Source organism: Hymenobacter sp. YC55 (assembly GCF_029433095.1).
Lineage (GTDB): Bacteria > Bacteroidota > Bacteroidia > Cytophagales > Hymenobacteraceae > Hymenobacter.
In genome coordinates, this window is the sequence record NZ_JARNTX010000001.1 from 2,513,852 (window position 1) to 2,529,644 (window position 15,793).

Consider the following 15,793-nt stretch of genomic DNA (forward strand, 5'->3'; position numbering starts at 1 on the left):
TGAAGAATTTTCAGAAAAGTAAACGGAAAATGTAGTGGGAGGTGTTGACGAAGTTCTATTCCTGGAAAGTCTACCGTTGGTTGGCAGACGTTCCAGCAACTTATCTTCCTCTACACCAGCGCTGCGTCAAATTTTATACGACTTTCTTTGCCTTCCAGGATGCAGTCCAGTTTGTGGGCAATTGCTACAGTTGAGCCGTTTTTACTTGATCTATATGCGGCCAAGCGGTGGCATTTTCCTTCACTGGTACCGGTAATAGAACGTAGTGGCACCTTTTTCGCCGCAAAACCACCGACCTTTGCATTCTTGCCCAGTACCCACAGCCCATCTGGCCACCATTAGGGCTCGGCCTCGCTTTTCTTCTTTTTGATGTCTTTCGACGAACTAAACCTGATTGATCCTATCCTGCGTGCCTTGCACGAGGAAGGCTACACGAACCCTACCCCTATCCAGCAGCAGGCTATCCCGCAGGTGCTGGAAGGCCACGACCTACTAGGCGTAGCCCAGACCGGCACCGGCAAAACCGCCGCCTTTACCGTTCCCATTCTCCAAATCCTGCACCAAACGGCGCAGGTACAGCGTCACGCCCCGGGCCGCATCCGTTGCTTGGTGCTCACGCCCACCCGGGAACTCGCTATTCAAATCAACGAGAGCTTTGGGGCCTATGGCCGCCATTTGCCTAAGTTGCGCTCCACTGTCATCTTCGGCGGCGTAAGCCAGCACGCGCAGGTTCAAACCCTGAAGCGCGGCGTAGAAGTGCTGATTGCCACGCCTGGTCGCCTACTCGACCTCATAAGCCAAGGCTTTATTGACTTGCGCACCGTGGAAGTGTTTGTGCTCGACGAAGCCGACCGAATGCTCGACATGGGCTTCATCAACGACATCAAGCGCATTCTGCCGAAGCTGCCCACTTCTCGGCAGACGCTGTTTTTCTCGGCTACCATGCCCGCCCAGATTCAGGAACTGGCCAACACCATCCTGAAGCCGAACCCGGTGAAAGTAGCCGTCACGCCCGTTTCGAGCACGGCTGACACCGTCACGCAGGGCGTGTACTTGGTTGAGAAAAACGACAAGGCCGACTTGCTGGAGCATGTGCTCAAAGATGCTGCTATCAAGCGGGTGCTGGTATTTACGCGCACCAAGCACGGCGCCGACAAAGTGGTTAAGACGCTGGCCAAGGCCAATATTCCTGCCGAAGCCATTCACGGCAACAAGTCGCAGAACCACCGCCAGCGGGCCCTCAACAACTTCAAGGCGGGTACCACCCGCGTGTTGGTAGCCACCGATATTGCCGCTCGCGGCATCGACGTCGACGACCTGACGCACGTTATTAACTACGAAGTGCCCAACGAACCGGAAACCTACGTGCACCGCATTGGCCGTACGGGCCGGGCTGGTGCCTTCGGTACTGCCCTTACGTTTGTGGAAGACGAGGAGCGCGCCTACTTACAGGACATTCAAAAGCTAATCCGGCGTCAGATTGACCTTATCACCAATCATCCTTACACCACCCGCTCGGTAGCGCCGGTGTTGCTGCATGGTGGCGAGTCTATTAAGCGGCCTAAAGGCCCCTCAGGTCGGCCCCCACGGCCGGGTCGGGAAGGAAATGCCCCCCGTGCTTCCCGTCCTAGCCACGAGGCCGGCGCCCAGCGTGGCGGATCTGACCGCAACCGGGCCACTGGCAACCGCCCAGCGGCTTCTTCTCGCCCAGCAGGCGAGCGGACGGCAGGTGGAGCCAACTCTAACGCAGGCCAAGGCCGTAGGTCTTACCGCGGCGGCAACAGCAGCAACGGACGCTAGAGCGAACTGACTGCCCTGCTTTATCTATTACCCAAACAGCCTCGGCATTTGCCGGGGCTGTTTGGGTTTACTGCTTTGGCAATTGAACTCAATGAAATCTGACTACGGACTGCTCTACAAGACGACTACAACGGTATTTCGAAGCTGGTAAACAACCAGTTTAGCAAACAAAAGAGCGGTTATCTGTATTTTACAAACGGCGGTTACACAGCCGTTGCTATTTATTCCTCTGACGACGTTTGTTTTATGGCTCACAGCACTCTTCCCGTCATTCAGGCACTCCGCGACACGGCTCAGCGCCTAGCTACTCAGGCTCCGTACCAATGGGGCCATATGGGCAGCTGCAATTGTGGCCACCTGGCCCAGACTATCACGCACTTAAGCAAAGGTGAAATTCATGCTCGCGCCATGCAGCGCTACGGCGATTGGGAGCGGCAACTGATTGACTACTGCCCTACCAGCGGTCTGCCAATTGATGCCACTATTGATGAAATGCTGGCCCTCGGGTTTACCCGTTCCGACCTCACGCACTTGGAGCGCCTCTCCGATCCAACTATCCGGGCCGCCATTCCTTTCGAGCGTCGTGATGCTCTGCGCCACAACCAGCGCGACGACGTGGTGCTTTACCTACGCACGTGGGCCTCGCTGCTCGAAAATCAGTTGCTCGCCGGTATTCAACTTCCTGAACTGCTACCTATCACTGCTGCCACTGGCACCCCAGTCTTAGCGAGCTAACGAGCTTCGGCCTAAATTCAGATATAATCAAAAGCCCCACCAGACGCGCGTCTGGTGGGGCTTTGTTTTACGGTAAAAAGCTGCTGCTATATCAAAAGGAAAAGACTCTATAGTCAAGCCTAGGCATAGGCTGAGCTTAGAGCAGTTGCCGAACTGCTACTAGTTAGGGTTGCTGCGCTGCGCCTCGCGGTAGCCTTCTTGACGGTGCTCACGCTTGTAAGCGGCATCGGCATCAGGATCTTTTTCGGCATCGGGAGCCTGCGAGCAGGACGAGAGGAAAAGCGGGGCGCTGACAGCGAGAAGGAAAAGCAGACGGAAATTTTTCATATCCCAAAGGTAAGCACCGGTCCGAAAACGGCCAAGTGTACTTCCGGCTTCTGCCGGTTAAACGTAAGTCCAGTGATTTATCTACTCAACACAAGGTAGAATCCACTACTGTTTACAAATATACATCTGTAAACAACCCGGCGAATTGGCCACTGCAATCTGTCTAGAATACGTCACCTACTCGAGTAAGTTTTGCTTAAGTCTTGCTATTCCTCTAACCTATTTGCCTAGCGCTTTGTGGGGGACACCTGCGCTAAGCAAACTGCTCTATTAGCTGGCAGAGACGTATCAATATTTTAGCACCGCTAAATGGGTTAGCGACGTTAGCAAAAAGCTTTTTATAAATTTTTCACTCTATAGCTCGTGTCAATTGCCTTAGCATCGAAACAGGTTAGATACAGACATTTTAGCAACGTCCATTTTTGCCTATATCCCACAGGGCCACAATCTTTAGACTACCTACATCTTGACTTAAGCAAATGAAAATTTTTAACTGATATACAACAACTTATGCCTGCAAAGTTTTGCGTATCAAGTACACGTGTTACACCACTGTAAATTCTAAACTTTACTAATATGACTTGTATGAACACACTCGACATGGAGCAGAGAATAGCACCTGCATTTTTACGTGTTCAGCATTAGAGATAACAGGACTGCCAAATTGCACTACACGCAATAGCTCGAAGTAGTTAGCATGTTGCAGAGACACCTATCACCGGCCATAGTTGCAAGCAGCTATCAAGTAGCAGTTGCTCTACTTTTCTTACTTGTTATCGGGCTGGTAATCAGTAAACGTGCCGTCCTGATAGAAGATGACGATACGACGAATGGCCTTTCCGGGCTCAACGAAAGGTTGGGCAGCAGAAGGTGCTGAAGTAGTGGTGGCGGCAGTAGCAGGAACGGCAGCAACAGCCACTGGTTTAGTGGCTACTACCTGATTGTGAACGTCACTTTCTTGCTGCACAGGGGGTACCTGCGCTGTGACAGAAGGCGTTGCAGCACTTTGACTGTTCTCTGATGCGACTGCCGTAGGAGTTGGAAACAGAGGCAGAGATGGTGTTTCGCTAGCAGAGGCGTTGGCATAGATCGGGGGAGTTCCCCTTTCATTTAACGCCCCAGGAGTGCTTACTGTAAACTCAACCTTATCTGGTTGCGCTTTTGCTTTATTAGAAGCAGGACGGGCAGTTTCTGATGCTTTGGTGCTCACACGGCGAGAAGGCTGCTCCTCGGAGGAAGCGTCTACAGCTCCGGTTGCCAGGTTGCTGGCCTCCATAGGGCCATTACCGCTTAACAACCAAGACAACGACAGATCTGGAAAAGCGGCTATTATCTTCTGCACCACTTCCAGACTCGGCTTGTTACGGCCACTCAGTATATGGCTGACAATAGGCCGTGCGACACCTATTGTGTCAGCAAACTGCGTTGGTGTCAGCTGACGGACGCTTAGAATTTCTCGAATTCGTTCAACCATAGCTTATAAAAGCATTGATTAACAAATGTACGGCAAATAATACATCGAAAGCAGTCCTGATATGCAGTTAAACAATGTTAACAAAAGAGCCCTCTATTAATTTACTTATGACAATTGTAAACGCTGAACTGTACTGATTACAATTGTATTACATATGTAATCTATTATGGCTTTTTAATCGCACAGCCGCTGTTCAATTTCTAATCTAAGTTCACGTATCCTCTGCTGTTCCTCACGCCAATTTTTCAGCGGCTAGGACTACCGAAACGCTGCTATGAGCTATCAGCAAAGCTACCTCGAGAGTGCAATTATGCATTGGTTATCCTGCTTATAAGCGAAAAGCCCCACGTATTGCCAGCAGCAATACGTGGGGCTTTACTTTCGACTTCTGCTATGTGCCGCCTACCTTCTGCGGAGGAGCATAAGCGATACGAGCAACTCTAATGGTTAGTTGAAATACTCTTTCGCCAGCGACTTGTCGTGACCATAGATATCGTCGCGGAAGTTCACATTGCCGCCTTCATCAACCCAAGCAGTGAAATATACCAGATACACCGGTAGCTGTTTGGGGAGGCTAACGTACTGCTCTTGGCCGCCAGCAATCGTCTCTTCTATCTTGGTCAGGTCCCAGCCTGGCTTGTCGCGCAGCAGGTATTCGGCTAGCTTCAATGGCTCTTCTACCCGCACACAGCCGTGGCTAAATCCCCGCTTGGCTTGGCTGAACAACTCGTCGTGGGGGGTGTCGTGGAGGTAAATATCCTGAGAGTTCGGGAAGATAAACTTCACATCTCCGAGGTCATTTTTAGGACCCGGACGACGGCGCAACGTGTACTTCCAAGTGGCTTGGGTCACGTTGGCCCAGTCGATAGTAGTGGGGTCGATAGGGGTGGCTTTGGCACCCCAACCTTTCACAACTTCCATGTCGAGCCGGTCTAAAACAGCATGCGGATCGGCGGCTAACTTGGGGCGCAGCTCCTTGTCGATAATGCTAAAAGGCACGTTCCAATAGGGGGCCAGTACCACCGATTCCATCTTGTCGCTAAACACCGGAGTGGCATTAAGCGTCTTGCCCACGATGACTTTCATGTTGAAAGCCTCCTTGTTGTTTTCGACAACGTGGAGCTTGTAATCGGGAATATTTACCAGCAGATAGTTGGGCTCGAACTTTTTCGGAATCCAACGCCAGCGCTCCATGTTGATGATGATTTGGTCGATGCGCTGAGCTACCGAAACGTTAAGCAAACGCAGTGTTTCACCCGCTACTACCCCATCTGGTTTGAGGCCATTTTGGGCTTGAAATTCCTTCACGGCGGCTACCAATTCACCTTCATATTTCTCGGTAGGCGAAGTACCAGCCGGCGCCGTAGTGGACTTATTAGCCACCGTTTGAACCGGAGTTTCGGATGTGTTAGCGGCTACGGGAGGCGCGCTTTCAGCACTTGGCTTTGCTCCTAGCAAGCGCTGACGCAGCACCGAAACGGCGGGGGATGCTTGCCCAGGTTTGAGCTTGGTAGTGGCCGGAATGGTTGGCCATCCACCGTTGCGTTGGATGTCGCGGTAGCTGGCTAAGGCCTTCTTCAGCTGGTCGTATTCTGGGTGCAGCGGCTCGAATTCGTAGTATGGATACGTACTTTCCCGCTCCTTCAGAATCGTCATGAGGGCCTTGTGCAACTTGATCTTGTTGCGCTTCACATCCCAGGCTACCGTCTTCACCTTGCGTGGGTCTACGATGCCCCGATAGAAGTCGGAAGCCCAGTTGAAATACGTGCCGGAAAGAGCCACGTCAATCTCTTTCTCCAGGGCATTGCGCTTGGTAGAATCGCCTTGAACAGCCTTTAAATCGGCAAAAAGCTTATCGAAGTCCTTGGTTTTGTATTCTTTAGGATCAAGACCCTCGTCGGCAGCCTTATCGATGACGCCGAGCATAGTCTTAGCCTGAGGAACTATTTCATGGTCGCGAAACCAGCCAAGCCGGAAGCCTCGCTCCCGGTAAAATTTCTTGCCCCATTCAATCTGGTCCTTGAACTTAGGCTCGGCACTCATGTACTTTACAATGTACACGCTGTCGAGTTTGGGCTGCGCGCCGCCTGCCTTAGATGAGAGACCAGGTAGCGACTCCTTGATTTGCGCTTTCTGTTCCTGGCTGCACGAGGCAGTTGCAAACCCTGTTAGGCTAAGTAGCCAAAACAGCAGCGTGGATAAGAAAGCAGGTCGAAATAATGAATTCATGCAGAGGTGTGGGAATAAGCAAGAACGAACAATACCTGCTGCAGGGCTTGGTGCAAAAAGCTATCCAAGTTAACCGAACAGTCAGTTGCGCGTTCTACTGGTTTCCGAGTCGATAAGTTGCTCGGTTTACCGTATTCTCCACTGCCCGCAAGTTAACGGGTTTTGCCGATACACTTGTTATTCATCCTAGCCATTGCAAAGGCCCCGCCACTTAGCGCCTTCGTTTTTTCTTTTCGTCACTCGTCGCCTCCAGGCGCTGCCTTCTCAGCGCCGCCCTCTCAATGGGCACGGGTGGGTGGTCTATTTTTGAGGCTGCCTTGCGCTCTTCTCGTGTTGCTACTTTTCCTTGTATCTCTTGCTCTTTCTTCTTGACCTATGTCCACCACTCCTGCTCCTACCACGCCACACTTCATGCCCGACCCACACAGCTACTCCCGCCCAGCCGAGGTGAGTGTACAGCATCTTAGTCTCCACCTAGCCGTCGACTTCGAGGCCCGTACTCTGGCCGGGTACGCTACCTGGCAACTTGTCAATCATAGCCGCGCAACCGAGTTGGTGCTCGATACCCGCAACCTCGACATCGAAGCCGTACTGCTCGGCGACCTAAGCGGAACGCAAACCAACTTCTCGCTAGGCGAGGCCGACCCGGTATTAGGGCAGCGTCTACATATTGCTATTCTACTCGAGACCGAGCAGGTAACCATTCGATACCGTACCACCCCCGGCGCGGCCGCACTACAGTGGCTAACGCCCGAGCAGACAGCCGGTCGGCAGCACCCGTTTCTGTTCACACAGTCGCAAGCCATTTTGGCTCGCACCTGGATACCGTGCCAAGACTCGCCGGGGGTCCGGTTCACCTACGACGCCCACGTGCGAGTGCCCGTCGAGTTGCTAGCCCTGATGAGCGCCGAGAACCCGCAGGCACGCAATGCCAGTGGTGAGTATAGCTTCCGCATGGCGCAGCCGATACCGGCATACCTGATGGCGCTAGCCGTGGGGGATGTGGCATTCGAGCCGCTAAGCACCCGCACCGGAATTTACGCTGAACCTGTTACGCTCCCTGTTGCTACCAGCGAATTTCAAGACTTGGAAAATATGGTGGCTGCCGCCGAAGCTTTGTACGGCCACTACCGCTGGGACCAGTACGATTTGCTGGTGCTGCCTCCCTCCTTTCCATTCGGAGGAATGGAAAACCCACGTTTAACATTTGTAACACCAACTATTCTAGCCGGCGACCGAAGTTTAACCAGTTTAGTAGCGCACGAACTTGCGCACTCCTGGAGCGGCAACCTGGTTACAAATGCAACATGGAATGATTTCTGGCTAAACGAAGGCTTTACCGTCTATTTCGAGCGGCGCATTATGGAGAACTTGTATGGCCGCTCTTATTCCGACATGTTACAAGTGCTCGGCCACACCGGCTTGCAACATACCATTGAGGAGCTTGGGCCCGAGAGCAAAGACACCCACTTGCACCTCGACTTAGCGGGCCGTGACCCCGACGAAGGCCTCAACGACATTGCCTATGAAAAGGGCGACTACCTCCTGCTCACGCTCGAATACCTAGTGGGCCGGCCTGCTCTCGACACCTTTATTAAGGAGTACTTCGCTCGGCATAGCTTCCAGAGCATGGACACCAACTCGTTTGTGGCATATCTGCGGCGCGAGCTACTAGACAAGCAGCCCGGCTTGGAAGAGAAGCTTCAACTTGATGCATGGGTGAACGGCCCGGGTATTCCGGCTGTAGCCCCACCCGTAAGCTCGACCCGCTTCGAAGCAGTGGACGCGGCCCTGCAACATTGGCAACAGGGTACCCCGGCCGCCGACCTTCGCACTACCAGTTGGAGCAGCCACGAATGGGTGCACTTCCTGCATGGGTTACCGTCGGGCCTACCTTCGGAAAAGCTGGCGGAGCTAGATGCAGCTTTCAACTTCACGCAGTCTGGCAACGCCGAAATTTTGGCGGCCTGGTTCCCGCGTACTATTGCGGCCGGCTACTCCCCCGCCGACGAGGCCCTGTACCAATTCTTGACGCACGTGGGACGGCGCAAATTTCTGACGCCACTCTATAAGGCTATGCTCGCTACCCCCGGCGGCTTGGAACGAGCTCGGCAACTATATGCTGCGGCCCGCCCCAACTACCACTCCGTGGCAACCAGCACCTTCGATACGCTGGTCGGGCAAGTTTAATACAACTGAATGCTACTTACTCTGTTAAACACAAGGGCACTATAGCCAGCTGAAAAATGTAGTAATCTTTTGCTGCTGGCTAGGAATCTGGCTCTATGTGTTGTTTTTTGTAGGTACCGTTGAGTTGCCTGGCCTGAAGCTTGCTCCTAAGCAGCGATGGTCTCTTGTATTGTGTTGTACTAGTTTGATTTTTTGCGTTGAATAATTCAAAACCTTTGGGTAAGCTCATTGCCATTGGGGGCAATGAAGACAAGGGTACTTACCCTAATCCCCGGACGAAGAAGAAATATTACCTAAACTTTTTCGAGCTTGGAATCCTAAAACGGGTAGTTCTCGAATCAGGTAAAGAAGATCCGCGCATCGAGGTTATTACCACGGCCTCTATGATACCGGAGGAGGTAGCCAAAATCTATGTTACTTCCTTCGCGATGCTCACTTGCCACCAAGTAGGTATTATGGACATTCGCACACCCGAAGACGCCTTGCTACCCGAGTACGTGGAGCGCCTGCGCCTCGCCGACGTGGTTATGATAAGTGGGGGCAACCAGTCGCGCCTCACCCAAATGTTTGGCGGTACTGAGTTTCTACAAGTGTTGAAACAACGCTATTACGAGTCGCCCAACTTCATCATTGCGGGTACCTCAGCCGGAGCCATGGCCATGTCGCAAGCCATGATTGCGGGGGGTAGCGTACCGGATGCCTTAATGAAAGGAGCCGTGAAGATGGGCACCGGTCTTGGCCTGCTCAACAACGTAGTTATCGATTCGCATTTTGTGAAGCGCGGTCGGTTCGGTCGTCTTATCGAGGCAGTGGCTTTGCACCCCAAGCTTATTGGCATCGGGTTGGGCGAAGACACAGGGGTACTCATCACAGGCGGCCACCAGTTCGAAGCCATCGGCTCCAACCTGGTCGTGATTATGGACGGGCATAAGCTGGAGCACAACAATGCTCACGCTGCTCGTAAAGGGGAAGCTATTTCCATTGAAAACATGCTGCTGCACGTGCTGGTGAAAGGCAACGTGTACGATGTCACGCAGCGCGAATTCTACCCCGACCTGAAGTTGCTTCTTCAAGCGGCCGAGTCAGACCGCCTAACGGTTGAGGAACCTAAAATTTCCTCTTCTTCCGTCTCTACCGACGCTTCGTAGAAAGCATAGCTACATTATAACAAAAAACCGCGTTTCCTGCCTGGAAACGCGGTTTTTTGTCTTTTGGCTAGCGGCTAATTATTTCAGCGCCTACTCCTTATATATATAGGTACAAAAACCAGACTGTTTTCCTAGTCTTTGTAAATCCCGATGTAGAGGTTGGAAGGCGTGATGCTCCCACGGTACATACCTTCGGAATTGAAGGGCAATGCTACGTTGCCGGCCGCGTCTACGGCCACGAGGCCGCCCTCCCCACCTACGGGCGCAAGCTTGTCGTGCACCACAATGCGACAGGCTTCGGCCAAACTTAGGCCGCAGTATTCTATCAGGCAGCTGATATCGTGCGCCACCATGGCGCGCAGAAAAAATTCGCCGTGCCCGGTACAGCTGATAGCGCAGGTGTGGTTATCGGCGAAGGTGCCCGCCCCGATGATGGGCGAGTCGCCGATGCGGGAGTAGCGCTTGTTGGTCATGCCGCCGGTACTGGTAGCGGCGGCCAAGTTGCCGGACTGGTCGCAGGCCACGGCGCCGACTGTGCCCATTTTCTTTTTCGGGTCTTCGTTGGGAAAGGCAGCGGGTTCTTCGAGCGGCGTGGCTGTTTGTAAAGCTTGGCTGTGGTCGAGGCGCATCCGCCCTTCCTGCAAAGCTTCCTGTAGCTGCGTGTAGCGGTGTTCAGTGAAAAAATATTCGGCGGGTTGGGTGGGCAGGCCATACTCCAATGCCAGTTCGTCGGCACCAGGGTAAGCGAGCAGCACGTGGTCGGTTTTTTCCATCACGAGCCGCGCGGCCCGAATGGGGTTCTGCACTGCCCGCACCCCAGCCACAGCGCCGGCGGCCCGATTGCGCCCGTCCATAATAGCCGCGTCCATTTCCTGATGGCCCTCGTGGGTAAAGACGGCCCCGCGCCCGGCATTGAAGAGCGGATTGTCTTCGAGGCTGCGCACGGCCATTTCAACAGCATCAAGGGCCGGACCACCTTGGCGTAGAATTTCATAGCCCGCTTCGAGACTTTCGCGCAAGGCCGCCTGATAGGCAAATTCCTTTTCCGGCGTCATGAGAGCGGGAGAAATAGTACCGGCACCACCGTGAATGGCCAGGGCGAGAGGATGATTCATGCGCGACAAAAAACAAGGATAAAAAGAAAAGATAAGCCAAAGATACGCAGGTCGCTGACCTCACTCCGTGCTCGATCGAATGGCCGAACCCCGTTTTTTTTCGTACGTTTGAATTACTGTTTTCACTCCCCAAAATATTTACCTTATGGCTTACGATGCTACCGGCCGCCTGCACGAAATCTTCGATGAACAGCAGGTGAGCGAGAAATTCCGCAAGCGCGAGTTCGTGCTGGAAGTTGTAGATGGCCAGTACCCTGAGCATATCAAGTTCCAATTGGTGCAGGATAAAACCGCCCTCATCGACCCATTCAAAGTGGGCGACGAGGTAAAAATTGCCTTCAACCTCCGGGGCCGCGGCTTCAACAAAAATGGTCAGATGCTGTATTTCACCAACTTGGAAGCGTGGCGCATTGAGCCCGCAGCAGGCGGTGGAGCTTCGGCTCCGCAAGGTGGCAGCTACGGCCAGCAGGCTGCTGCGCCTCGCGCTGCTGCTCCCGCAGCCAACCAGAACCCCAATCTGCGTGCTTCGGCCGCCCCGATTGCTTCCGATGATGACAACGACCTGCCTTTCTAAGCAGCGTTCTTGGCACTCTCCACTCTAGAAAATACCGCTTCTCTTTCGGGAAGCGGTATTTTTTTGGCAGCTAGACAGCTAAGGCTTCTACCACTAGTTGAAATAGGTGCTACATATTTATGTTTCAAGCTCAGCCTGACCGATTTATACTTATCAAGTCGGCTTTGCAGAAATTTCCATAAACTTTCCGTCAGCTTTTTCTCGTTTATAGCCGCAGACCGACGCACCGGTTGTGCTTGTTTTTGCTTACACCGTATTTGCCGCGCATGGCTGTTTCTATAAGTACTTCTCTTAGTGGTAAAACGGCGTTAGTTACCGGCGCTAGCAGTGGTATTGGGCTGGTAACGGCACGCGAATTGGCCCGGCGGGGGGCTAAAGTGATTTTAGTGGCTCGCAACCCCGAAAAAACGGAACGTGCCCGCACGGCTATTCAGTTTGCCGTTCCAAATGCGCAGCTTGATATTCGCCTTTGCGACTTATCGTTGCTAGCCAATGTGCGGCAATTGGCGGAAGAGGTAAATCGGGACTATAGCAAGCTAGATATCCTGGTTAACAACGCTGGCATTATGCCCGGCCCGCACACCCTTACCTCGGAAGGGCACGAGTTGAGCTGGGTCACCAATCACTTGTCGGTTTTTGTGCTTACGCAGTTGCTGCTTCCTTTGCTGTCGGCGGCCGAAACCGGGCGGATTGTTACGGTGGCCTCGGAGGCGCACTGGCTGGGCGAGATTGAGTTTTCGCAGGAAGTACGCAACGCCCCCGAAAAGTATAGTTGGCTTACAGCCTACGCCGACTCGAAGCTGGCCAACATCTTGTTCACAAACGAGCTTGCTTACCGCCTGGAGCTAACCAACGTAACAGCTAACTGCTTGCATCCCGGGCTAGTGAATACGGGCTTAGTTCATGCCGGCAGCTCCTGGGCCATGAAGCTGCTGTGGTGGCCAGCCAAGCCTTTCATGATTAGTCCGGAACGAGGAGCCCAAACCACTCTGTATCTTGCAACTGCTCCGGAAGTAGCCAAGGTCAGTGGCAGCTACTTCAAAAACTCCCGGCCCGGGCGGAGTTCTTCCCGCTCGCAAAATCGGTCTGATGCGGCGCGGCTTTGGCGGATTTCAGAAGAAGAAACCGGATTATCGCTGTAGCAAGTTCTGCCAGGCCTTCTTACTCCGATTCAAGATAAAATACGTAAGTGAAAAACAGCCACGCTTCGTACGGGAGCGGTGCCTGATTTCAAGCTGTAGTTAGTTTTCCTACTAGTTATAGTTGCTTACTGTCTTCACCGAACACATCAGCTGAAGTTCACGCAATTTTATGTCTGACCTGACTGATTTAATCCGCCGGGGCGAGGGGGAACGACTGGAGTTCAAAAAGAAAACCACCCATCCCACCCGCATTTCACGCACCTTGGTGTCATTGGCCAACACCCACGGCGGCCAGGTACTAGTAGGCGTCGATGACGACGGCCGCATTGTGGGCGTGCGCGACGCCGAAGAGGAAATGTATCTGCTGCGCCAAGCCGCCGAACAGTACGCCGACCCTCCCCTGAAGCTTAGAATCAAAGAAATCGAGGAAGAAGGCCGTACTATTTTAGTTGTGACGGTACCCGAGAGCCTGCACAAGCCGCACCGCGCCCAAGTAGCCGACGGCGACTGGCGCGGCTATGTGCGCGTACGCGACGAAAGCGTGCAAACTAGCCAACTCACCGAGCGGGTACTAGAACGCACCGAGCCAGCATTTCCGCGCCTAGAAAAACTGCCGCTCAACAAAGAAGAACTAGCAGTATTAAATTATTTGCGCCAAAACCCACGTATCACGCTGCCGCAATATATGAAGCTGCTCAATATTGGGCAGCGCCGCGCCTACCGAACATTAATTAAACTGACGCTTCACGGCTATATAAAGCACCACGATAAAGAGAAAGAAGTGTATTACACTTTATAAAAATCTATACTATTCTATCTATACTAAATTGTGTATCCACCAGCGCAAAGTGGCTAATTTTTCTCTTTCTATTTTCAATAACTCGTTGGTCTCAATAGTAGCTAGAGCGGCTTGGGTCTTTTCTTTGCCATAAACTTCGATTAGCCAAAAAGGAAACTGTTCGACGCTTTTATTCCAACCCGCCAAACATTTTTTTATAAGCTTCTCGGGGTGAATGCTCGTGAACGGTTTTCTTTCCTCTAGAATTCGCCCAACAACTTCTTGGTCTAAGAAATGGAGCTCTACCCTATTTGTTTCTTCAAATACTTGAATGACAGCTTCTACCAGTATATCGTCCGCTACAGCATTTACCATACGAATTAATTGTCTGCTTCTTAAGTCACCATAAATTTTATACTTATCAGAAGCAATGTGAATTGCACTCACAATATCTTCAGGCGTTTCAGGAAACTTCATGCCCTGCTATGCCTATGCTATTTTTGCTACCTTATTCCATTAATTAAATAAATAAAAAAGGCCTAAACTGAATGTAGCGTTTAGGCCTTTTAATAATTATTCTTGCTTGCGGGCGCGGGCTTGTTTCTTTTCTTCTTTAGCGGCCTTTTTTTCTTTGGTCGTTTTGGTAGGCTCCTTCTTTTTTTCTTTGCGGGCGTCTTGCGCTTTAGCCATGGTGTGAGGATTTTTAGGAGTGTGAGGTAGAAGAAATAACGCAGCCTACTGGCGGCATGTTGCTGGTTAAGCAGGCAATTGAGGCAGGTATCGTTCCTGCAATATATGCAGATGATGCGCCTCGTGGCCAGGTAAAATATAGGCCAACGCCCGAACACTTACAGGAAACCCGCTTGCGACGCCCATCCGGTCGTAAGCCGCGGGCTGAAACGACTCAAACAAGCTCAATGTGGCGGCCCGTACGGCGTCATATTCCTTCAGAATGCTTTCCAGGGAACGGTCGTTGGCCCCTGAGGTAGGCACGTACTCGTCTTGGTTGAAGCCAGTCAGAGGTTGCTGGTCGCCGCGGGCAATGCGCAAAGCGCGGTAGGCAAAAATGCGCTCCGTATCAATTATATGCACTAATGCCTCCTTGATGGTCCACTTCCCCGGAGCATAAGCGAAGTGGGCTTGCTCATTAGTGAGAGAGCCGACGAGGCGGTGTAACTCTTGGGGTTGCTGCTGGAGTTGCAGTAGCGGGTCGGAGCCCTCGGGCACGAGGCGAATGTACGTGTCGTAGTAGGCGTTGTACTGGCCGGCAGCGGGGCGGTGCGAAGAGGACATAGACGAAACAGGTAGAACTGAGGCCGCTAAGTACTGCGAAAAAAACTTACTGCCGAGGTGCCGCCGCCGATTTAGTCGCTGCCGTATGTTCCAGGGGCTTGTTAGCTGCGTTTTGTCGACTTGCAGAACGGGTAGTGGCGGCCGGGTACCGGGCGTACCGAACGCCCAGTGCAGGAAATCGGGCATCAGGTGGCCCCAGGTATTCTGGTTGTGGCGGCCGCCCACCGCCTCCACGTAGCGGATGCGCGCATCGGGCAGGCCTTGACGGACCAGCACGGCCATCAGGTCGAGGGTATCTTCAATGGAGTCGATGATGCCGTTGTGGTTTCGGTCGTTGGTTTCGTCGAGGGTGCCGGTTTGCAGCCAGAAACGGTGGTCGGGGTGCGCGGTGCGGGCCCGCACAAGGCGGTGCATAATCCGGTCGGCATCGGTGTAGCCGTCATCAATGGCCCGGCGGCGCCACCAAAACGAGCCGGAAAAAGCACCCGCCCGCGTGGCTACATCGGGGTGGTGCCACACAAAATCAAACGCGGTGAGGCCGCCGAGCGAAAAACCGCCAACTACGGTTTGGTTGGGGTCGGCGGTGACGTGGTAGTGCTGCCGAACGTATGCCAGAAGCTCGTGCAATACAAACTCGGTGTACTGACCGGCCCGGCTGCCCCGGCCTAGGTAGTCGGGCTGCGCGGCGGTACCGTACTCCTGAATGCGCTGGTGAGCATGAATGGCTACGAGCACAAATGGCTCCAATTGGCGCTGCCGGTATAGTTGGCGGAGGGTGGCGGGCAGACGCAAACGCCGCAAATCCTGACCATCGTTCAGGCAAAGTACGGGGTAGCGCGAGGGCGCGGCAGGGTCGTAGCCGGGCGGCAACACCACATCGAGCACGACGGGCCGCTCCAGAAAATTGGAATGCAGCCCAGTGTCGCGCACCACTTGCAAGGCGCTAGTGCGCTCGGAATCAGTTGGCAAATACATCCACAAAAGTAAA

The 15,793-nt window shown here is 53.2% G+C and carries 13 protein-coding genes; 7 read left to right on the plus strand and 6 right to left on the minus strand.

All coding sequences use genetic code 11. The annotated features are described in order from the left end of the window. The first annotated feature begins 369 nt into the window (after nt 1-369). Entirely contained in the window at nt 370-1,800 is a 1,431-nt protein-coding gene (locus P1X16_RS10635) for a DEAD/DEAH box helicase (RefSeq protein WP_277228585.1), read from the plus strand. 246 nt (nt 1,801-2,046) lie between these two features. Then, entirely contained in the window at nt 2,047-2,535 is a 489-nt protein-coding gene (locus P1X16_RS10640) for a hypothetical protein (RefSeq protein WP_277228588.1), read from the plus strand. Nucleotides 2,536-2,694: 159 nt separating this feature from the next. Here the strand turns inward: P1X16_RS10640 and P1X16_RS10645 are convergent, their stop codons facing one another. The 3 genes from P1X16_RS10645 to P1X16_RS10655 all read right to left on the minus strand — a co-directional run bounded on the left by P1X16_RS10645 (nt 2,695) and on the right by P1X16_RS10655 (nt 6,565). After that, nucleotides 2,695-2,862: a hypothetical protein gene (locus tag P1X16_RS10645; protein ID WP_277228592.1), complete on the minus strand. Its 168-nt coding sequence runs from the start codon at nt 2,860-2,862 to the stop codon at nt 2,695-2,697. Between the two features lie 766 nt (nt 2,863-3,628). Continuing rightward, nucleotides 3,629-4,336: a helix-turn-helix transcriptional regulator gene (locus P1X16_RS10650; RefSeq protein ID WP_277228595.1), complete on the minus strand. Its 708-nt coding sequence runs from the start codon at nt 4,334-4,336 to the stop codon at nt 3,629-3,631. A 447-nt stretch (nt 4,337-4,783) separates the two neighbouring features. Further along, a complete protein-coding gene (locus tag P1X16_RS10655) occupies nt 4,784-6,565 on the minus strand; it encodes a L,D-transpeptidase family protein (protein ID WP_277228598.1) in 1,782 nt (593 codons plus the stop codon). 375 nt (nt 6,566-6,940) lie between these two features. On the opposite strand from P1X16_RS10655, the gene P1X16_RS10660 reads away from it, so the two are divergent. Together P1X16_RS10660 and P1X16_RS10665 are read left to right on the plus strand one after the other, a co-directional pair. Continuing rightward, complete coding sequence (locus P1X16_RS10660; RefSeq protein ID WP_277228601.1) at nt 6,941-8,755, plus strand: M1 family metallopeptidase; 1,815 nt, start codon at nt 6,941-6,943, stop codon at nt 8,753-8,755. 215 nt (nt 8,756-8,970) lie between these two features. Further along, nucleotides 8,971-9,903: a cyanophycinase gene (locus P1X16_RS10665; RefSeq protein ID WP_277228603.1), complete on the plus strand. Its 933-nt coding sequence runs from the start codon at nt 8,971-8,973 to the stop codon at nt 9,901-9,903. A gap of 131 nt (nt 9,904-10,034) precedes the next feature. On the opposite strand, the gene P1X16_RS10670 is transcribed toward P1X16_RS10665, so the two are convergent. Continuing rightward, on the minus strand, nt 10,035-11,018 hold the full coding sequence (locus P1X16_RS10670) for an isoaspartyl peptidase/L-asparaginase (RefSeq protein WP_277228606.1): 984 nt from the start codon (nt 11,016-11,018) through the stop codon (nt 10,035-10,037). Between the two features lie 145 nt (nt 11,019-11,163). On the opposite strand from P1X16_RS10670, the gene P1X16_RS10675 reads away from it, so the two are divergent. The 3 genes from P1X16_RS10675 (at nt 11,164) to P1X16_RS10685 (ending at nt 13,533) form a co-directional block, all read left to right on the plus strand. Continuing rightward, the gene (locus P1X16_RS10675) at nt 11,164-11,592 is read left to right on the plus strand and encodes a DUF3127 domain-containing protein (protein ID WP_245118353.1); all 429 of its coding nucleotides are present in this window, start codon (nt 11,164-11,166) and stop codon (nt 11,590-11,592) included. Between the two features lie 266 nt (nt 11,593-11,858). Then, the gene (locus P1X16_RS10680) at nt 11,859-12,734 is read left to right on the plus strand and encodes an SDR family oxidoreductase (protein WP_277228609.1); all 876 of its coding nucleotides are present in this window, start codon (nt 11,859-11,861) and stop codon (nt 12,732-12,734) included. 169 nt (nt 12,735-12,903) lie between these two features. Next, the gene (locus tag P1X16_RS10685; protein WP_277228612.1) at nt 12,904-13,533 is read left to right on the plus strand and encodes an ATP-binding protein; all 630 of its coding nucleotides are present in this window, start codon (nt 12,904-12,906) and stop codon (nt 13,531-13,533) included. Nucleotides 13,534-13,551: 18 nt separating this feature from the next. Here the strand turns inward: P1X16_RS10685 and P1X16_RS10690 are convergent, their stop codons facing one another. Together P1X16_RS10690 and P1X16_RS31325 are read right to left on the minus strand one after the other, a co-directional pair. Continuing rightward, complete coding sequence (locus P1X16_RS10690) at nt 13,552-13,989, minus strand: hypothetical protein (RefSeq protein ID WP_277228615.1); 438 nt, start codon at nt 13,987-13,989, stop codon at nt 13,552-13,554. Between the two features lie 279 nt (nt 13,990-14,268). Then, a complete protein-coding gene (locus tag P1X16_RS31325; protein WP_346771243.1) occupies nt 14,269-15,780 on the minus strand; it encodes an alpha/beta hydrolase-fold protein in 1,512 nt (503 codons plus the stop codon). Nucleotides 15,781-15,793 lie beyond the last annotated feature (13 nt).